The following is a 17,492-nucleotide window of genomic DNA, read 5'->3' on the forward strand; positions in this document are numbered from 1 at the left end:
ACAGCCACCGGCATTCATTTCTCCCAGATCAATCCTGTTTTGTGTTGCCTTAATTTATCATGCTGGGAGTAAACCGGGAGTGAGAGATGATTGCATGACAAGTTTGGAAAATATTTTGTAATTACCACAGCATGCATATCCATACCTATATAAAAAAAGGAGTATTATTCACGTGCAGTACTTTTACCGTGTTGTATATTTCAGCACAGATCAAACCAGATGGAAGTACTGTTCCTGCAGCGGCAGCTGCTCCGTTACCGGCAGGCTACAATACCCAGCAGATAAATTATATCCGAACCTATATACCATCTGTACCTGCTGCTGATCCGGCGGTGATTTCCACGACTACAGATGTGAAGGCTGTGAAGCAAACCACACAGTATTTTGATGGACTGGGTCGTCTGATACAGACGGTGAACAAGGGCGCCAGTGGCGGCAGTACACCGCGTGACCTGGTGACACCGGTCGTCTATGATAGCCTGGGGAGGGAACGATATAAATACCTGCCTTATGTTTCTTCTGCTGCAGATGGAAAGTTTAAACAACAGCCTTTTACCGAACTGAATACTTTTGCCGGCAATCTGTATCCCGGAGAGAAAATATTTTACTCAGAAACAGTATTTGAGGCTTCCCCGCTGAACAGGGTGGTGAAAACCATGGCTCCGGGTAACAGCTGGGCCGGCGCAGGACGCGGCGTTTCCAGCGACTATCAGATTAATACAACGACAGATGCAGTGGTCATCTGGTCAGTGCCCGCCAACGGTATTATTCCTGTTAAATCAGGCGTGTATGCAGCAGGACAACTGTTTAAAAATATCACGACAGATGAAACCGGCAACCGGGTAGTTGAGTTCAAGGATAAAGAAGGACAGGTAATACTGAAGAAGGTGGAACTCCTGTCCGGCTCCGCGGATGGGCATAATGGCTGGCTCTGTACCTATTATGTATATGACGATTTAAACCTGCTGCGTTTTGTGATTCCACCTAAAGCCGTGGAGCTGATAAAGACGACCTGGGTTGTTTCCCAGCAGATCGCTGATGAACTGTGTTTTCAGTATCAGTATGACGGTCGCAGGAGAATGATTACCAAAAGCGTTCCCGGCACCCGTTACGCCACAGAGATGGTATACGACCTGCGTGACCGCCTGGTATTTACCCGTGATGCCAATCTGCGGACGCAGCAGCAACCACAATGGCTGGCTACTTTCTATGATAACCTGAACCGGCCGGTAATGACTGCGCTGTATAACTCCGCAGCTACCCGCGATGCGCTGCAGACCAGCATGAACAGCAGCACCGGCACACAGCAGGTGGCATATACTTTTCCCGGTACTGCAGATTTATATCTGAATCAGCATGATGGCAGCCCGGAATACAAGGCCACCAACAGCGTAAATCTGGAAGATGGCTTTGATACCGGTGCTTCCGGAACTACCGATGTGTTTACGGCGCCTGCGGCCAATGCCGGCAGTACTACTATTGCCGCTACCAATGCACTGCCAGGCATTACCCCTTCCCAACTTACGCCGCTGACCTATACTTTTTACGACAAGTATAATTATACGGGGGCCCTTCCTGCGGTGACAGCTGATTTTTCAAAGCTGCAGGCAGGGAATAATCCGTATGCAGAACCGGTAAGCGCGGTGAGCAGCGCCACTACAGGACTGGTTACCGGCAATAAGGTACGTGTGCTGAATACAGACATCTGGCTGACGACCAGTATTTATTACGATGATAAAGGCCGCACTATACAGCTTGTCTCCGACAAAATGAATACTGGTAAGGAAGTTGTTTCCACGCTGTATGATTTTAATGGAAAGGCGCTTAGCACCTATCAGTACGTCAATAACCCGAAAAGCAAGGTGGCAGCTGTCACCAGCCTGCTGACCGTAACGGACTACGATGCGATGGGCAGGGTGACTGGTATCCGCAAATCCCTGAATGGTACCCCGCTGAAGGACATGGTGCAGAACAGTTACGATGACCTGGGACAACTGAAGACAAAGACACTGAGCAATATAGAATCGCTGGATTATGATTATAATATCCGCGGGTGGCTGAAAGGCATCAACAAGGAGTTTGCAAAGGCCGGCGGACAGGGGCATTTCTTCGGTACGGAACTGCATTACGATTACGGCTATACGCAATCGCAGTTCAACGGCAACATCTCCGGCATTACCTGGCGGAGCAAAAGCGATCAGCAGTGGCGTTCCTATGGCTACCGTTACGATGCTGCCAATCGTTTATTGAAAGCCGACTTTACCCAGAACAACAGTGGCTGGAACACCAGCGCCGGCTATGATTTTACCGTTATAATGGGAGATGGCGCAACTGCAACATCTGCCTATGATGCCAATGGTAACATTCTTGCCATGGCGCAGAAGGGGAGAAAAGGCGCAGGCAGCGCAGATATAGACAGATTGAGTTATACCTATCTGCCCAACAGCAACAAACTACAGGGCGTTATTGATAATGTAAATGATCCTTCCTCCACATTAGGAGATTTTAAAGAGATCAATGGTCAGGGTAGCAATGACTACAATTACGACGACAACGGCAACCTCACGCAGGATGATAATAAAAACATCAAAGCAGGCGGGATTAGTTACAACCACCTGAATCTGCCTCGGCAAGTAGCTATCAGGGGAAAAGGAACTATCGCCTATCAGTATGATGCTGCCGGTAACAAGTTGCGCAAAACAGTTACAGACAGTACTGCTTCCACACCCAAAGTGACGGTAACAGATTACATCAGCGGGCTGGTATATCAGAATGATACATTGCAATTCATTCCGCATGAAGAGGGCCGTATCCGGGCTTTTGCGAAAGCAAATCAGCCGGTGGCCTACTTCTATGATTACTTCGTGAAAGATCACCTGGGTAACGTTCGGATGGTGTTAACCGAACAGCAGGATACGAGTATTTACAGGGCTTCCATGGAAACCGCTGCTGCACGTGTAGAAAATGCATTGTTCAGCAATGTAGACAACACCCGTTTCAACAAACCGGTAGGCTACCCCGCAGATCAGTCATCAGAACCTAATGAATTTGTAGCTAAGCTCAACGCAAAATCCGGTGGTCAGAAAATAGGTCCCTCTCTGGTACTCCGCGTAATGGCAGGGGATACCGTCTCTATCAACACGCAGGCGTTTTACAAATCCACCAGCCCTCAGCAGAACAACAAGTCCCCGCTGGCAGAAGATATGGTCGCTGACCTGGCGCGGGCATTCAGCAGCCCCGGCACTGAAAACAGCGCCCACGGTATTACAGATGCAACCGGAACAACACCTTTCAACACCAACTTCTATAACAATGATTACCGGAAATTACAGGAGAAAAACCAGGACCAGCCCCAGGCAGATAAACCGAAGGCGTACCTGAATTTTGTTTTATTCGACGATCAGTTTAAATTAGTAGAAGAGAATAGCGGTGTGAAACAGGTGAAAGCCACTCCTGATGAACTGCAACAGTTAGGCACAGAGAAGATGATGGTGGCGAAGAGCGGCTTCCTGTATGTATACACCAGCAATGAGACCCCGCAGGATGTATACTTTGATAACCTGGTAGTGGTGCAGAACGCAGGGAGGATGCTGGAAGAGACGCATTATTATCCGTTTGGGCTGACGATGGCGGGAATAAGTTCCAACGCGTTAAAGGGGAGTAACTATCTGGAAAATAAAATGAAATATAACGGGAAAGAGTTGCAGAGTAAGGAGTTTAGAGATGGCTCAGGGCTGGAATTATACGATTATGGCGCAAGAATGCAGGATCCTCAGACCGGAAGATGGAACACACAGGATAAATTCTCAGAAGTATATGTTGCTTTAAGCCCATATCAATACGCTGCAAATAATCCGGTTAAACTTATTGATCAGGCAGGTAAATTATTAAAAGATAAGGAAGGCAATATTATTGCCACATCTACCGGTAATATCATCAGCAGAAACTCTTTTACCACAGTGGGAAATACAGAATACAACTATAAGTCAACGTTTGAGGTGGTTACCATATACACGGATAAGGGCACCCCGATTAATGCCCTGCGGGAACTTAGTACAGAAGTATTCAAGAGTGACGGAAAGGGAGGATCGGTAAAGGTTACAGGTGCAGATAACCCGATAAGTACCTGTTCTAATTGCCATGGTTATGCTTTTGCCGGAGGAAAGGTCGTGATTGAAGATATTACACCCGGAAGTAAAGTAATCAATACAATACTTGCTGATGATGGATATGTTGTGGATGGGATAAAAGGACAGGTGGTAAAAGACGCGGAGGCGACCGGGTTTGTTGAAGCAAATGAGAGTATGTCTAATATATTTCACAGCGCAGTAGCAAATAAAGATGGATCCTGGTCAGCGGATCAGGGAATTTTTAAGGCAGAGGAAAGGACATCGAAAGCCGGGGCGGCCAGTCCGGCTGCAAAAAACTCTTTTGTCAGAACCAGGAATATCAGGCACAGTGATCCCGATAAAGGAAAAGCAAATGGCATAACAATTGTCAATCCAAAAGAGATCAAGGCATTGTTAGACGAATTAAAGTTACCCCAAAAGCAAGTATTGGATGGAACGGATTATAATTACTAGAAGATTTTTTTTCGCCCTATGTGGCATGCTGTGCGCATGCCTGATGTTATCTGAAAGAATGGCAGCGCAGGTAACGCGTATTGCTGTGGAAAAGGTCAGCTGCCGGCATTTTGCGGATCAGATAGACGGATATAAGTTAGTGATAGCTGTTAGCCAGGGGGATACAATTATAAAAACACCGGCCGATTTTTATAATCTAAATGAAATCATTAAACTTTCTGATAGTGTGAAACTTGTGATTGTTGAGAAACTATTGAAGTTTAAAGGGGATACGTCGTTATGCTGCAGGAAAGTCAACAGATTTTTCTACGAAGGAATTGAGCGGACATGCGTAGGACGACCGAAAACGCAATACTATAATATGCAGGTGGATGCCCTGTATATGATAAATAAAATTGTACGGCCGGAAGGTATCAGTATGTATTCCTGCTTTCCTGTTGTAATTGACTGGAAGACGAAAACGGAGATTAATAATCGCAGGGAGCTGATAATGGACTATTATAAAGTGTATGAGAAATGCCTGAAAGTTGCCAGGAAAACCGGCCGTATCACGGACTCCTTTCGTTTTAATACTAAAAAATATGCCTGGTACGGAGCGATCGAGGAAACATTGTCAAATTAACCGGCCCCCGGCTACCTAAGTAGCCGGGAACACAGCGAAACATCTTAATTACCGGTGGTATTCCTCTCAACCTTCATCTTCTCCACTTCCTTCAGCATCTCCATACTCCATTCAAAGTCAGGCGCCTGGTACAACGTCACTATTTCATTGATTGCCTGCAGCGAGCGGGTGGTATACATCAGTGCATTCCTGGCATTGAAATCCTTTATCAGCGTATTGTATCCGTCGTAAATGGTCAGGTCGCCGCCAGGCAACAGGGTATCGTCGGTGGGGTTTATCAGCACTTCACCCTGGTCACCTACCAGGATAATGCCTCCGCCGTTATTTTTCAGTTTCGGATGGGCGATGTAGTTTCTGAGCTTCATCACTTCAATGATGGTCTGGATAGGTCTTTCATGGACCGGGTAGTTTTTCTTTGCACCCAGTATCACCTTCCATTTCAGCGGTGTAGTACTTTTCTCCAGTTCATTCCAGGTCCAGTTATCCAGTGTGTTCTCCCCCAGTTCGTTGACTACGCCTTCCAGTGAGATGCCCAGCAGCAGCATTACATTGACGGATAATCTCACTTCTACACTAAATTGGTTTTTCTCTCTTGCGGTGATGGCATTTGTAAGTGAATCATATGCCTGCTCCATCAGTATCTTCGAGATGGTCGCCTTCCGGGATGCGCCTAGTTCCATTGTATCAGGATTTTAATCAGTAAGCCCGTAATTTAGCAGGAAATTTATTCAGCAGAAAATATTAATGTCGTGCAGAATGGCTGTCTGTACAGCTGTGGCGGCGTTCAGGCCATACATTTGAGATTATACTTTTATGGACTTATATTGTGTGTTGTCATAAATAAAGAAATTAAATTTATCATGTTTTATGTAAGTGAAGTGAAGGACACTGCTCCGGCGGTATATAAAACAGCTCTGCAGGAAATGGTATACCAGACATTGCAAAAGCTGGAAGTACCTATTGCACGGGTGGATACTGATGATGCGGTTACCATGGAAGATTGTATACTGATTAATGAGCGGCTGGAAGTAAAGACCGTGAAAACGCTGTTTCTCTGTAACCGCCAGCAGACCCGCTTTTACCTGTTTGTGACGATGGCCGGCAAACCTTTTGTAACCAGAGATTTCAGCAATGTGATGGGCATTTCCCGCCTGTCATTTGCCCCGGTAGAGCTGCTGGACAAAATGCTGGGTGTTCCGGTAGGAGGTACTACCATCTTCGGTGTAATGCTGGATAAAGCCAATGAGATACAGGTGATCATTGATCAGGATGTGCTGGCGGAAGAGTGGTATGGCTGCAGCGATGGTACCACCACAGGGTACATGAAGGTCCGCACTGCCTGGATTGTAAATGATTTCCTGACCTATGCCGGGCATAAGCCGGAGATCATTCAGTATAACTGATGTAAATAAAGAAGCATTCTCCGGAGAGAATGCTTCTTGTTGTATAGGGAACATGAGGACAATTACCTGTTCATGATTTCAGTGATAACATGTCCGGTAGTGCCGCCCGGCATCTGGATATGCAGCAGAGCGCTCAGCGTAGGCGCAATATCCGTAATGCTTATCTGCCGGTAACTCTTGCCCGGCGCTATTTTCCAGCCAAACCAGATCAGGGGGATGTGGGTATCATACGCATACATGGTGCCATGCGTGGTACCCATGATACTGCCGTTTTTAACGCCCGGCCCGGGTATCACCATAATATCCCCGCTACGCCTGGGATGCCAACCGTTTATATACATACTGTTAAAGGGAGCGGGCAGGTAGCCGTTACGTATATCCGTTACCGGTACAGCATCCGCTATTCCGGGAAATGCTTTCAGTTCTGCCTGAATGAACTGTTGCAGAACAGGCAGCGGTACTGCTGCTTTACGAATGGCGGCGGTATCCAGGTACAGCTGCGACCCCGCATCGGATAAGATGGCACGGGGAATGCCCAGCTGTCTGCTGATACGTTCATTCAGCGCGGCGCCTCTGCCCAGCTTTTCCGGCATGCCCGGCAGCCGGTGCGCCTGTAGAAAGCCCGGCGAATTGATGGCGCCATGATCAGCGGTGAGCATCACGAGGTAATTGTTCTTTCCGTATTGCTGATCCAGCCATTGCAGAAAGCTCCCCAGCTCGCGGTCAAAGCGAAGGTACATGTCTTCCATTTCGATGGCGTCAGGGCCAAAGCTGTGACCCGCAATATCCGGTGTGGAAAAGCTGACTGCCAGCAGATCCGTGGTGTTTTTTCCCAGCTGGTAACCCTGAATGGCGGCCTTGGCAAAATCAAAGGTAAGGGTGTTTCCCGCCGGAGAATATTTCAGCAGATCATATCCCTGGCCGCCGGTAAAGCGGTGTGTGAAGACAGGCTTTTCTTCTCCCGGCAATGGTACTTCATAATGATTATCATCTGCAGTACTGGCGGTATAGGTCTCCGGCGGATATAATGTCTGCCACGGCTCTCTGATATACCTGGCGGCGCGCTGTTCCCGGTTGAAAGCAGCGGCCCACGCCGGTAAGCTATCCATATACCAGCTGCTGCTGATAAAATTGCCGGTGGCATCGTCGAACCAGAAAGCGGCATTGGCGCCTTGTCCGGCGGGTAGTATGGCAGCCCTGTCTTTCAGTGCTATACCTACCACCCGGCTTTTAAATCCGGTGCCTGACCGCAGCTCGTCGCCAACGGTGGAGCTGAGCAGGTTACGCGGCGACATGCCGCCTATGGCCGGGCTGCCGGCTCCGATAGTATTGACGGTACTGTCATACACGCAGTATACGGATTTGCCGCTGCTACGGTCATACCAGTCGTTGCCGGTAATACCATTCACTGCCGGTCCTGTGCCGGTATATACGGCGGCATGCCCGGAGGCGGTAACGGAGGGCACGTAATCGATCATCGTCTGCTCGCAGCTGAAACCCTCCCGCAGCAAGCGTTTGAAGCCGGTGTTACTGTAGCGGTCATAGTAGCGGTACAGGTAATCCCACCGCATCTGATCTACCATAATGCCTATGACCAGCTTAGGCCTGTTCAGCGGTTGTGCGCAAAGAGTGTTGCCGGCAGCCATGACTGCCAGCAACAGATATTTACGGATACTCATAGGTGCGGATGATGTTTGCTGTCTGTAATCCGGTTGCGTCTGCCGGGATGCTTCTCCAGGGTGAAGGTGTCGAACAGTTCACCTGTGGCCAGGTACGACGAAAATACCAGCTGTTTCCGGTCGATGGTAACCAGGTGATATAACTGCTGATGACCAGCCACTATATCAGCCCATTCCATCTGTTCGTGCTCATACATTTTGGAGCCGCTGACAGATACCACATACATGGTGCCGTAGGGCGCTATCCGCTGCATGCCGCGTCCATAGGCATGATCGTGGCCCTGCAGTACTATATCCACCTTGTATTTGTCAAAGAGGGGTTTGCACCAGGTGCGTACTTTTTCATTATACCTTCCCTTTTTGGTGGAGAATACCGGATGATGCATGGTGACTACGGTCCACGGATGCGGATTTTTGGAGAGTGCATCTTCCAGCCACTGTTGCTGTGCAGTCAGCAATGCCGTGGAGGTGGCCTCTTCCATCATCATTGTATTCAGACTGATAAAACGCACTCCCTGTATATCGGTATAGAAGACGGTGCCTTCCAGTGCATCGTGGCCGGTGTTACCTTCCGGGAGGGTGAATTGTTTCTTCCAGAAAACAGACAGATGGGGCAGTCCGTCATCATGGGTATATTCATGATTTCCCGGCGTCACCAGGGAAGGCACGCTGCTGTGAATATATCCGCCTGCTTCAAACCATTGGCCCCATTCGTCGTCGTTGTTGGCGCGGTTAACCAGGTCGCCCGCATGGATGATGAGCTGTGCTTCCGGCAGCCGGGAATAGGCTTTCCGGATCACCCGGCTCCAGAACGGTCGGATGCCTGTCTGCGCATCCCCCAGGTAGATGAAGGACAGTTTGCCGCTGGCGGCAGCTGTGCGGAACTGGAACCATTCGCTCCAGCCGTTTTCACTGCCGGCACGGTAAGCGTAAAGTGTGTCTGGCTGCAGTCCGGTGAGCGTTATGCTATGATACTGCACCTGCAGCGTATTATGTTGCAATGCGTCTGTCTTTGCGGCTACCCTGACCGCTTTGGCGGTAAACTCCGGGTGTGCGTCAGCGATGGCATATTCTACGTATGCGGGAGCGGTAGTATTGCTGCGCCAGGTGATGGCCGCCATGGTAGACGGGTCTTTGGTAATATTCAGTATCACGCGATCCGGAATAGCGGATGCGGTATAGTCATGCTCCGGGCGCGGCGCAGCAGCTGCCAGTGCGGCGGTACCGGTAAGCGGCAGCAGCGCTCCGGCTTTCAGCAGCCCGCCCAGAAAATTTCTTCTTGCTATTGTTTTCTTCTCCATACTACTTTATCATTATCTCAGGTACCACATTTTTGTATTGATATCATCCGCACCAAACGCTTTGATGGCGGCATTGTAATTGTCAATATTCACATCTTGCTCGGTGGTAGGCCAGGCATACCTTACGGGGAAGGTTTTCTGAAAAGCCATAGGACCGGCTACGAAGGCAGGATAACCGGTACGGCGGAAATCAAACCAACCCTCCGCGCCGCGAAAGGTCATCGCAATCCACTTCTGCGTTATCAGCTGTTCAAGGGTGCCATTGTATTTCACTGCCGGCTGCTCATAATAGCTGCGTTTGGCAGCTTCGGCTGTCAGCCCGTAATATTCCATAGAGGAGCTGATACCACTGAGATACATGTTTTCTGCTGTTTGTCCGCTCAACGTTACCTTTCCGCGCTGTATCGCTTCTGCTGCGATGAAGCATACTTCTGACCAGAGCATCAGGCTTGCTTTGAAGGTGGCAGGTTTGTTCTGTCTGAAATAGGAGGAGAGGGTGGACTGATGTGATTCTCCTCCGTTGTAGTCGCCCGGATTCGTATAGGCGTGCGGGATACCTACAAACAGGTTTTTATCAATGGTGGCGCCTTCCCGGCTGCTTACAGGGGCGATCCATAATTCCAGGCGCGGGTCGTTGCGGTTAATCAGGACATCTACCAGTTCCTTGCTGGCTTTGGTTTTCTGGAAATCGTTGTCGATCATGTTCAATGGTCCGCCGGCCCAGCTGTCATCTTTCTTAACACCCTGGTAAGGTACTTCTGCATTGTCTGCATTGCTGCCCATGATAGGATATTCCGTGCTGTTGCTTAGTATTTCCTGCATTTCTGTCCACGCGGCGGGATAATTTTTTGCGCAGCGCAGCAACATGCGTAAACGCAGGGAATTGGCCAGCTTGCGCCATTTGAGCGCGCTGCCGGCGAACATGGCATCTGCTTTGGCATCTATACCGGCGCCATTGTTTTTCAGTTCGGTATTGGCTTCTTTCAGCAGGGACAGCAGGCTGCGGTAAATATCTTCCTGACTGTCGTATACTGGCTTGATATTACCGTTTTCTACGGACTGCAGGGCTTTTGACCACGGAGCATCCCCGTAGAGATCTGTGAGATAAGCCATGTTAAACGCCATCAGCACCTTACCGGCAGCAGTATATGCCGGCTGCCCGGTTACGGCAGCTTCCTGCTGCATGGTCTTAACAATCATGGCACGCTGGTAAATATCAGACCAGTCTACTGCTGTCCACCGGAACAATTCATAATCATTGTTCCGGATAAGCGTGATGTACCGGCCCAGTGCAGCGGGCCTCCGGGCGAAACCATTTTCTGCATAGGCATAGGCGGTCTGGGTGATAGCTTGTGTGAGGTGGTATTCCGGGCGCGTAACAGCCGGACTGTTCGGGTTGGTATTGATGCTTTCAAAGTCTTTTGTACAGCCGGAAAACGTAAATGCTGCCGCCAGACCTGCTATGATGATAGATGCTTTCATGATGTGTATGGATTAAAAATTGCAACTGAGTTTAGCGCCGTATGATCTTGTACCGGGCAGCGTCCAGTGGCCTACGCCCTGGTAGCGCTGGTTGGAAAGGCTCATCGTAATTTCAGGATCATAACCGTTTCCGGCTGCCGTCCAGGTATACAGGTTGTTGCCGATCAGCGAGAGCGACAGCTGGGAGAGGAAAGGAATATGCTGCATCACCTTACCACCGAAGGCATAGGTGATGGCCACTTCTTTCAGCTTCACATAGGTGGCGCTGTAGGTTTCGTTTTCGTAGTACTTCCAGTATTTGTTGTCGTAGTAGTCCGCTGCTGCAATGATGATGTCATTCGGTTTGTAGGTGCCGTCGCCTTTGGCGATCACGCCTTCCATAATCATCCCATCGTTGCGCACGGCGCCGTTGGCATCTTTCCAGGTAAGACCGCCGTTTGCGGCGTCTCTTCCTCTCAGCGTGTTGGTGGTACGTCCGTCCTGGATCAGGCTTTTGGCAACATATGAATAATAGGAGCCGCCCTGACGCCAGTCGATCAGAAAGTTGCAGGTCAGGTTGCGGTAGTGCAGGCTGTTGCTGAATCCTACGGTGAAGTCAGGATTGTAGTTACCTATTTTCACAAATTCGCCATCCTGCTGCTGCAGCCCGTTGCTGTTCAGCAGCGCCTGACCGGCATAGGGGCCGTCTTTTACTTTTACCCAGCTTCTGCTGTAGAAATCGCCCATCCGGGTGCCTTCCCTGATCAGGTAAACCAGGTTACTGCCGTCTGTACTGCCCAGCATGTAACTGGTTACAGCAGGAGTGAGGGAAATAACCTTGTTCTGGTTATGGGTGAAGTTGATGTCAGATTTCCAGGTGAACTTCCCTTTCACCGGTACCAGATTAAGGCCTATCTCCCAGCCGCTGTTCTGGATATTGCCGGCATTGATGAGCATACTGCTGGCGCCGGAAGCGATAGTGGTAGGCACCTGTATGATCTGGTTGCGGTTATTGGTTTTATACCAGGTAACGTTGAAGCCTGCACGATCTTTGAAAAAACTTGCCTCGATACCGCCTTCGTAAGACGTGGAGATCTCCGGTTTCAGTAGGCTGTTCTTCTGGTTAAAGCTGATAGTAGCTCTTTTCACGCTTCCCCAGTCTGTATCAAACGGTACGGTATTATACAGCTGGTAAGGGTCTGTATCTGAGCCTACCTGCGACCAGTTGGCTCTTACTTTCAGATAAGAAAGCTGCGGCCATTGTATATGCAGCATATCAGATACAATAGCGCTTACGGATACGGAAGGGTAGAAATAGGAGTTGTTTGCTTTAGGCAGGGTGCTGCTCCAGTCATTACGTGCTGTCAGTTGCAGGAATAAATAATCCCGGAAGCTGATTTCACTCATGCCGTAAAGACTGTTGATGCGTTTACGTGTGCCCGTCTGCGTATTGATAACTGAGCCGGCGCTTGCATTGGAGAGATTAAAAACATCGGGGAGCGTAAGGCTGCCGGCAGATTGCTGAATAGACTGTAGCTGCTGGTCCATGCGGTTGCCGCCGACTGCCACCGATACCTTGAAATCATTGTTCACCTCTGGTTTATAGGTCAGGAGGAAATCGCTGTTCTGTTCCCTGAACTGATCGTTTTCCAGTACGTAGGCGCCTTTGGGATTTCTTTTTGCACTGAAGGGCCTTTTCTGTTCTTCAGAAACGGAATAATAATCCAGACCGGTACGCAGCATCAGCGTCAGGTCTTTCCTGATATCCAGCTGTACCTGCACGTTGCCGGTAATACGGTTCCGGTTGTAGCTGTTGGTTTCTTCGTAGGCGATCAGGTAGGGATTATCGTCGGTGCTGTAGGGGTTATATTGCTGCAATCCTTCCTTACCGGGTATCCAGTAGTTGCGCAGTGCATTAATATCCACGTTGGGCGCAAGTTTATACACCTGCATGGTCACGCTCTCCGTATAGGCGGAAGGGCGGTTGTTGCTGGCGCTGTTGGTATAGGCCAGGTTACTGCTGACGTGTATGGATTTATTGAGATGATAGGTGCCGGAGAAGGTAAGGTTATTGCGCTTCATATCCGTATTGGGAACGATACCCTGGTTCTGCATATTGGCATAGGAAATACGGAAGTTGCCGGCATCTCCGCTTTTAGATACAGCGATGTTATTGGTGAGGGTGCGGCCGGTACGGAAAAAATCCTTTACCCGGTTGGGGTGGGACTGCCATTCAACCGGTATGGGCTTGCCGTTTTCATCGAGAGGACTGTTCCACTGTACCAGCTTACGGCCGGTATTCAGTTTAGGACCCCATGCCGAAGTGCTGAGGGTATTGGTAGTTCCTTCCCAGTCGCCACTTCCGAATTCATGCTGAAAATGCGGGAACATCCATGCCTTGTCAAACATGGCTGTAGTATTAAAGCTGATGCCCAGTCCTTTTTTTGCAGCGCCCGATTTGGTGGTAATCAGGATGACGCCGGAGCCGGCGCGGCTACCATATAAAGCTGCAGCGCTTGCGCCTTTCAGCACGGTGATGCTGGCAATATCATCTGCGCTGATATCGCTGATAGGGCTGCCATAGTCAATCGTCTGCTTGCCATCCACCGCCTGGGCCGGATTCTGTAATGCCGGAGCCACCGGTACGCCGTCGATCACATATAACGGCTGGTTATCTTTACTGATGGAAGACTGTCCGCGTATAGTCACCATTACACTGGATCCGGGATCTGAACCGGTGCTGCGGATATTTACGCCGGGCACGCGCGCTGCCAGGCTGTTCATGACGTTGGGTTGTGGTACATCGTTTACATCTTTGGAAGATAACTGTGATATAGCATATCCGAGGTTACGACCAGATTTTTTGATGCCCAGCGCGGTAACCACCACTTCTCCCAGGGCTTTGGTAGAAGGCGGCGGTATGTCTGCTGCCGGGGCAGGAGCCGGTTTTGCTGCCGGTGCTGATACACTGAGAATTGCATAGTTGTTGATGATGCGGCATTGAACAGATACGTCTGCTGCCAGCCAGGAGAGCGCTTCGTTCAGCGGCGCGGTATGTTTCCTGACATGAACGGTACGGGATAACCGGGCATTCACTTCCTCATCGAATGTTACCTGCAGTTGCTGCTGTTCTTTCATCAGCCGGATCAACTCCCTTACGGTAACGGTATTGCCGGTGAAAGTCAGCATACGTTGCTGTTGGGCAGACAACCGGCCGTAGACGGTCAGCAGAAAAATAAGCATCAGCATCCGATGCATTAGAAATGTTTTCATTACTTTACAATTGATTTAGCTGCAGGTGGTTCACGCCTGCACATACAGTTACTTGGCTGATAAACCAGTCAGCTGCTGTTAAAGCGCCCCGCTGCAACGGGGCGTTTTGTATTTAATAAATGACGATGGTGTCTTTGTCTTTCCGGTATTTAAAGCCGGCCGTGCGGGACAGGATGTCCATCACCTCTGCCAGCGGGATGTGCCGGAATTCAGCTGTGATACGTTTCTGCAGCAGTTCTTTCCGCTCTACCCTGAAACCTGCCTTGTACCAGTCTTCCAGGTCGGTGCATACTTCTTTTAACGTAGCCTGGTCATAGGAGAGATGACCGGTAGTCCATGCTGTAACAGTTTCCGGATTGACAGCAGCGATCTGATATTTCGCGGACCTGGTATGGATGACTGCCTGCTGACGGGGCTGCAGATCGGCCATAGTACGGCCATCCGGGGCCAGCAGCCTTACCTTTCCGGAAACAAGCGTAATAGATAAGGCGGCCTCCTGCGGTTGGTCATTCACTTCAAAAGAGGTACCCAGTACCTGTGTGGTGTATTGGCCCGTGGTAACCAGGAAAGGTCGTTCAGCCGCCGATGTTACGTTGAAGAAGGCGCGGCCGGAGAGCCTTACCTCCCTGACGGCGGTATTGAATGCCCTGTTGTACCGGATAGAGGCGCCGGGAAACAATGTAATATCAGAACCATCGGGAAGCTGCAGGGAGTGCGGGTGTCCGGGGGAGGCGGTAACTACCTGCCAGGTGACGATGTCTGCATCATGCGCCGGTTTGAAATGCATCCAGGCGGTATAGCTGATCAGCAGCAGGAGGGAGGCCGCCGCCGCGATGAATGGACGCAGCAGTTTCCGCCTGTTGCTACGGATGCCGGCCATCATACGGAACCGGCGCCAGTCCTGCGCAGCCGCATTTTCATACAGTTGCGGGGGAGTGTTGTTCCAGGCTTTTGCCATGCACGCCTCTACCAGCGCGGGATCTGCATCGTCTGCGATATAGGCTTCTATCGCCGCTTTCAGGGCGGCATCTGTTATGTTGCCTTCAAAATAGGCCGTCAGTAAATTGCTGTCAGGTTGAAAAGCTGCCATAGTTATCTGTTCATCCAAAAGGACGCAGGTACTGCTATGGTCAAACTATCCGGAAGGGTTGAATTAATATACAGTTAACATTGGAATGGAAACCAGGACAACCAGCGCGAGGAAGTCGGCATAGTCCTGCAGCTCGCTACGGAGATATTTCAGGGAAGACGCAATATGATTCTGCACCGTAAAAACGGAGACATTCAGCAACGCGGCAATTTCTGCGTAACTCATACCGCGCTCACGGTTAAGGATAAACGCTTCCCGCCGGCGCGGCGGCAGCTTGTCCAGGCAGTGATGGTAACGTACCATCAGCTCCCGGTAGCTGATGGTGTCGCTGATATTTTCAGTTGCCGGTGTATTATCATCGGCCGTCCGGAGGGTATCGGTGGTTTTTCTGCGGCGCAGCATGCTCACGGTTTCATGTCTCATCATCGTAAAGAGGTAGCTGTTGAAATCCTGCACGTCCGCTACCCTCGATTTCTGCTGCCAGACTTTCAGCAACACATTCATGGCAAGCTCTTCACTGATGGCAGGATCCCCGGTAAACGCCGCTGTATAGCGTTTGAGCCGGGGAAAATAATATTCGAAAAGCGGTTTGAAATGCGTGTCATCACCGGCCAGCCAGTCATGCAGTAATGTCGGAATCAGCGTGGAGGCTTCCATCAGGCAACTCTGTTTTGATGGAGGCAAATATAAAAGCGGAATGTTAAGACAGTATTAAATCCTGCTGAACCGATGGTGGAAGTGAACCGCATGACATCCTCATCTCCCGGAAGAATACCACAGTTTGTCGTTTTTTTCCAAATGTGAAACTCTTCCTATGTTCTACCTTTGTAAAAAATATCAGACCTATGGCAGATAAACACTCCGACAGCAAGTTGAAACATGAGCAGGTACAGTATCTCGAATTCCTGTCTAAAGATCTTGCCCGCGCCAAAGCATTTTACACGAAGAGTTTTGGATGGAAGTTTACAGATTACGGTCCAGACTATACGGCGTTTGAAGGCGATTATGTAGATGGCGGCTTCACTACCGGAAAACCCGTGAAAGGTACGGTGCTGGTAATCCTTTACTCGGATGATATTAAAGCAACACAGCAGAAGGTGGTGACGGCAGGAGGAGTTATTGTGAAAGATATCTTCGAATTCCCCGGCGGCAGGCGTTTTCACTTTACAGACCCTGACGGATATGAATTAGCGGTGTGGTCACTGTAAGGATAGGATGAAGATTTGGGGATTTTGGAATTTTTTGATTTTGAGATTTTAAATGCAGCAAATATTTTCGCAAAAATCTCCGCTGCATTTAAAATCTCAAAATCAAAAAATTCCAAAATCCGTAAATCTTCATCCTGTTATTTCTTCCTGCGGTATTTAACGATGAAAGTGACTTCCGATTTCATGGTGACCGTCATCCCCTGCATGTTGTTGGTGGTTATTTTTGTTCCCTGGCCTTTCATGACAAGCGTATCGCCGGAGAAACTATACCGGGTACCGGAAGGTTCCGAAGCAACACTGCCGGTGGTATTGTTGTCGGCAGGTGTCAGGAGGCCCTTTTCAAAGTAGATGGAATCAGTACCCACCAGCCGGAAGGGCGATTCACTCTTCATTTTAGGCATGTTAAATTGCCAGGGCATTTCCAGCATATCGCCGTCTGCTACTCCGTTGATATAGCTGTAATTCTCCACTTTCGTATCTATCGCATAAGAGAGATCAGACAAGGTACATTTACCCGGTACAATGGTCAGCAGCCCCGTATTGTTGAATGAGGTATACTTACTGGTGGTAATGTTGGTATAAAGGTCGCCGGACTCTCTGTAGGAGCTGGTTGATTTCGTAGCGGCACTCATCGCTACAAAGTCATATACACCATAAATTTTATGGTCATTGTTACCGCCGGGTGTGGGCGTAGTACCGGTATTATCCCGGTAAGGTTCAACACTCATTTCCTTTGAACAGGAAAACAATGTGGCAGATAAGACAGCCGTCAGTAACAGGCGGGTATAGGTATTCATGGTAAGCGGATTAAAATTATACGCCTGCGAAGATAAATATCATTTTGGGATTTACGGATTTTGGGATTTTGAGAT

Annotated in this window: 12 protein-coding genes; 4 read left to right on the forward strand and 8 right to left on the reverse strand. The window is 49.5% G+C overall.

Going from position 1 to position 17,492, the window contains the following annotated elements; genetic code table 11:
* Window positions 1-131 precede the first annotated feature (131 nt).
* Together GWG06_RS00930 and GWG06_RS00935 are read left to right on the forward strand one after the other, a co-directional pair.
* Entirely contained in the window at window positions 132-4,583 is a 4,452-nt protein-coding gene (locus tag GWG06_RS00930) for a DUF6443 domain-containing protein (protein WP_202182917.1), read from the forward strand.
* Between the two features lie 226 nt (window positions 4,584-4,809).
* Window positions 4,810-5,205 (forward strand): hypothetical protein, encoded by a 396-nt coding sequence (locus tag GWG06_RS00935; protein WP_160710849.1) that lies wholly within the window; start codon window positions 4,810-4,812, stop codon window positions 5,203-5,205.
* Window positions 5,206-5,249: 44 nt separating this feature from the next.
* Here GWG06_RS00935 and GWG06_RS00940 read toward each other — a convergent pair whose 3' ends face one another.
* On the reverse strand, window positions 5,250-5,885 hold the full coding sequence (locus GWG06_RS00940; RefSeq protein ID WP_160710850.1) for a hypothetical protein: 636 nt from the start codon (window positions 5,883-5,885) through the stop codon (window positions 5,250-5,252).
* Window positions 5,886-6,065: 180 nt separating this feature from the next.
* On the opposite strand from GWG06_RS00940, the gene GWG06_RS00945 reads away from it, so the two are divergent.
* On the forward strand, window positions 6,066-6,608 hold the full coding sequence (locus GWG06_RS00945; RefSeq protein WP_160710851.1) for a prolyl-tRNA synthetase associated domain-containing protein: 543 nt from the start codon (window positions 6,066-6,068) through the stop codon (window positions 6,606-6,608).
* Between the two features lie 62 nt (window positions 6,609-6,670).
* Here the strand turns inward: GWG06_RS00945 and pafA are convergent, their stop codons facing one another.
* The 6 genes from pafA to GWG06_RS00975 all read right to left on the reverse strand — a co-directional run bounded on the left by pafA (window position 6,671) and on the right by GWG06_RS00975 (window position 16,069).
* Window positions 6,671-8,287, reverse strand: a complete 1,617-nt coding sequence (pafA, locus tag GWG06_RS00950; RefSeq protein ID WP_160710852.1) for an alkaline phosphatase PafA — start codon at window positions 8,285-8,287, stop codon at window positions 6,671-6,673.
* Entirely contained in the window at window positions 8,284-9,588 is a 1,305-nt protein-coding gene (locus GWG06_RS00955; RefSeq protein ID WP_160710853.1) for a purple acid phosphatase family protein, read from the reverse strand. Before GWG06_RS00955 ends, pafA begins: the two co-directional genes overlap by 4 nt.
* 12 nt (window positions 9,589-9,600) lie before the next feature.
* A complete protein-coding gene (locus GWG06_RS00960; RefSeq protein ID WP_160710854.1) occupies window positions 9,601-11,070 on the reverse strand; it encodes a SusD/RagB family nutrient-binding outer membrane lipoprotein in 1,470 nt (489 codons plus the stop codon).
* Window positions 11,071-11,082: 12 nt separating this feature from the next.
* Window positions 11,083-14,322: a SusC/RagA family TonB-linked outer membrane protein gene (locus tag GWG06_RS00965; RefSeq protein WP_235938071.1), complete on the reverse strand. Its 3,240-nt coding sequence runs from the start codon at window positions 14,320-14,322 to the stop codon at window positions 11,083-11,085.
* A gap of 112 nt (window positions 14,323-14,434) precedes the next feature.
* The gene (locus tag GWG06_RS00970) at window positions 14,435-15,412 is read right to left on the reverse strand and encodes a FecR family protein (RefSeq protein WP_160710855.1); all 978 of its coding nucleotides are present in this window, start codon (window positions 15,410-15,412) and stop codon (window positions 14,435-14,437) included.
* A 63-nt stretch (window positions 15,413-15,475) separates the two neighbouring features.
* Complete coding sequence (locus GWG06_RS00975) at window positions 15,476-16,069, reverse strand: RNA polymerase sigma-70 factor (protein ID WP_160710856.1); 594 nt, start codon at window positions 16,067-16,069, stop codon at window positions 15,476-15,478.
* A 188-nt stretch (window positions 16,070-16,257) separates the two neighbouring features.
* Between GWG06_RS00975 and GWG06_RS00980 the strand changes: the two genes are divergently transcribed.
* Window positions 16,258-16,620 carry a VOC family protein gene (locus GWG06_RS00980; protein WP_160710857.1) on the forward strand — a complete coding sequence of 121 codons (363 nt, stop codon included), beginning with the start codon at window positions 16,258-16,260 and terminating at the stop codon, window positions 16,618-16,620.
* 137 nt (window positions 16,621-16,757) lie between these two features.
* Here GWG06_RS00980 and GWG06_RS00985 read toward each other — a convergent pair whose 3' ends face one another.
* Window positions 16,758-17,417: a hypothetical protein gene (locus GWG06_RS00985; protein ID WP_160710858.1), complete on the reverse strand. Its 660-nt coding sequence runs from the start codon at window positions 17,415-17,417 to the stop codon at window positions 16,758-16,760.
* Window positions 17,418-17,492 lie beyond the last annotated feature (75 nt).

The sequence above is a fragment of the Chitinophaga solisilvae genome, assembly GCF_009928525.1.
Lineage (GTDB): Bacteria > Bacteroidota > Bacteroidia > Chitinophagales > Chitinophagaceae > Chitinophaga > Chitinophaga solisilvae.

What these genes read in the sequence shown, in the direction of transcription:
- GWG06_RS00970 (WP_160710855.1), bottom strand. Translation starts at nt 15,412, where the DNA reads ATGGCAGCTTTTCAACCTGACAGCAATTTACTGACGGCCTATTTTGAA.
- GWG06_RS00975 (WP_160710856.1), bottom strand. Translation starts at nt 16,069, where the DNA reads ATGGAAGCCTCCACGCTGATTCCGACATTACTGCATGACTGGCTGGCC.
- GWG06_RS00940 (WP_160710850.1), bottom strand. Translation starts at nt 5,885, where the DNA reads ATGGAACTAGGCGCATCCCGGAAGGCGACCATCTCGAAGATACTGATG.
- pafA (WP_160710852.1), bottom strand. Translation starts at nt 8,287, where the DNA reads ATGAGTATCCGTAAATATCTGTTGCTGGCAGTCATGGCTGCCGGCAAC.
- GWG06_RS00965 (WP_235938071.1), bottom strand. Translation starts at nt 14,322, where the DNA reads ATGAAAACATTTCTAATGCATCGGATGCTGATGCTTATTTTTCTGCTG.
- GWG06_RS00985 (WP_160710858.1), bottom strand. Translation starts at nt 17,417, where the DNA reads ATGAATACCTATACCCGCCTGTTACTGACGGCTGTCTTATCTGCCACA.
- GWG06_RS00980 (WP_160710857.1), top strand. Translation starts at nt 16,258, where the DNA reads ATGGCAGATAAACACTCCGACAGCAAGTTGAAACATGAGCAGGTACAG.
- GWG06_RS00930 (WP_202182917.1), top strand. Translation starts at nt 132, where the DNA reads ATGCATATCCATACCTATATAAAAAAAGGAGTATTATTCACGTGCAGT.
- GWG06_RS00960 (WP_160710854.1), bottom strand. Translation starts at nt 11,070, where the DNA reads ATGAAAGCATCTATCATCATAGCAGGTCTGGCGGCAGCATTTACGTTT.
- GWG06_RS00955 (WP_160710853.1), bottom strand. Translation starts at nt 9,588, where the DNA reads ATGGAGAAGAAAACAATAGCAAGAAGAAATTTTCTGGGCGGGCTGCTG.
- GWG06_RS00945 (WP_160710851.1), top strand. Translation starts at nt 6,066, where the DNA reads ATGTTTTATGTAAGTGAAGTGAAGGACACTGCTCCGGCGGTATATAAA.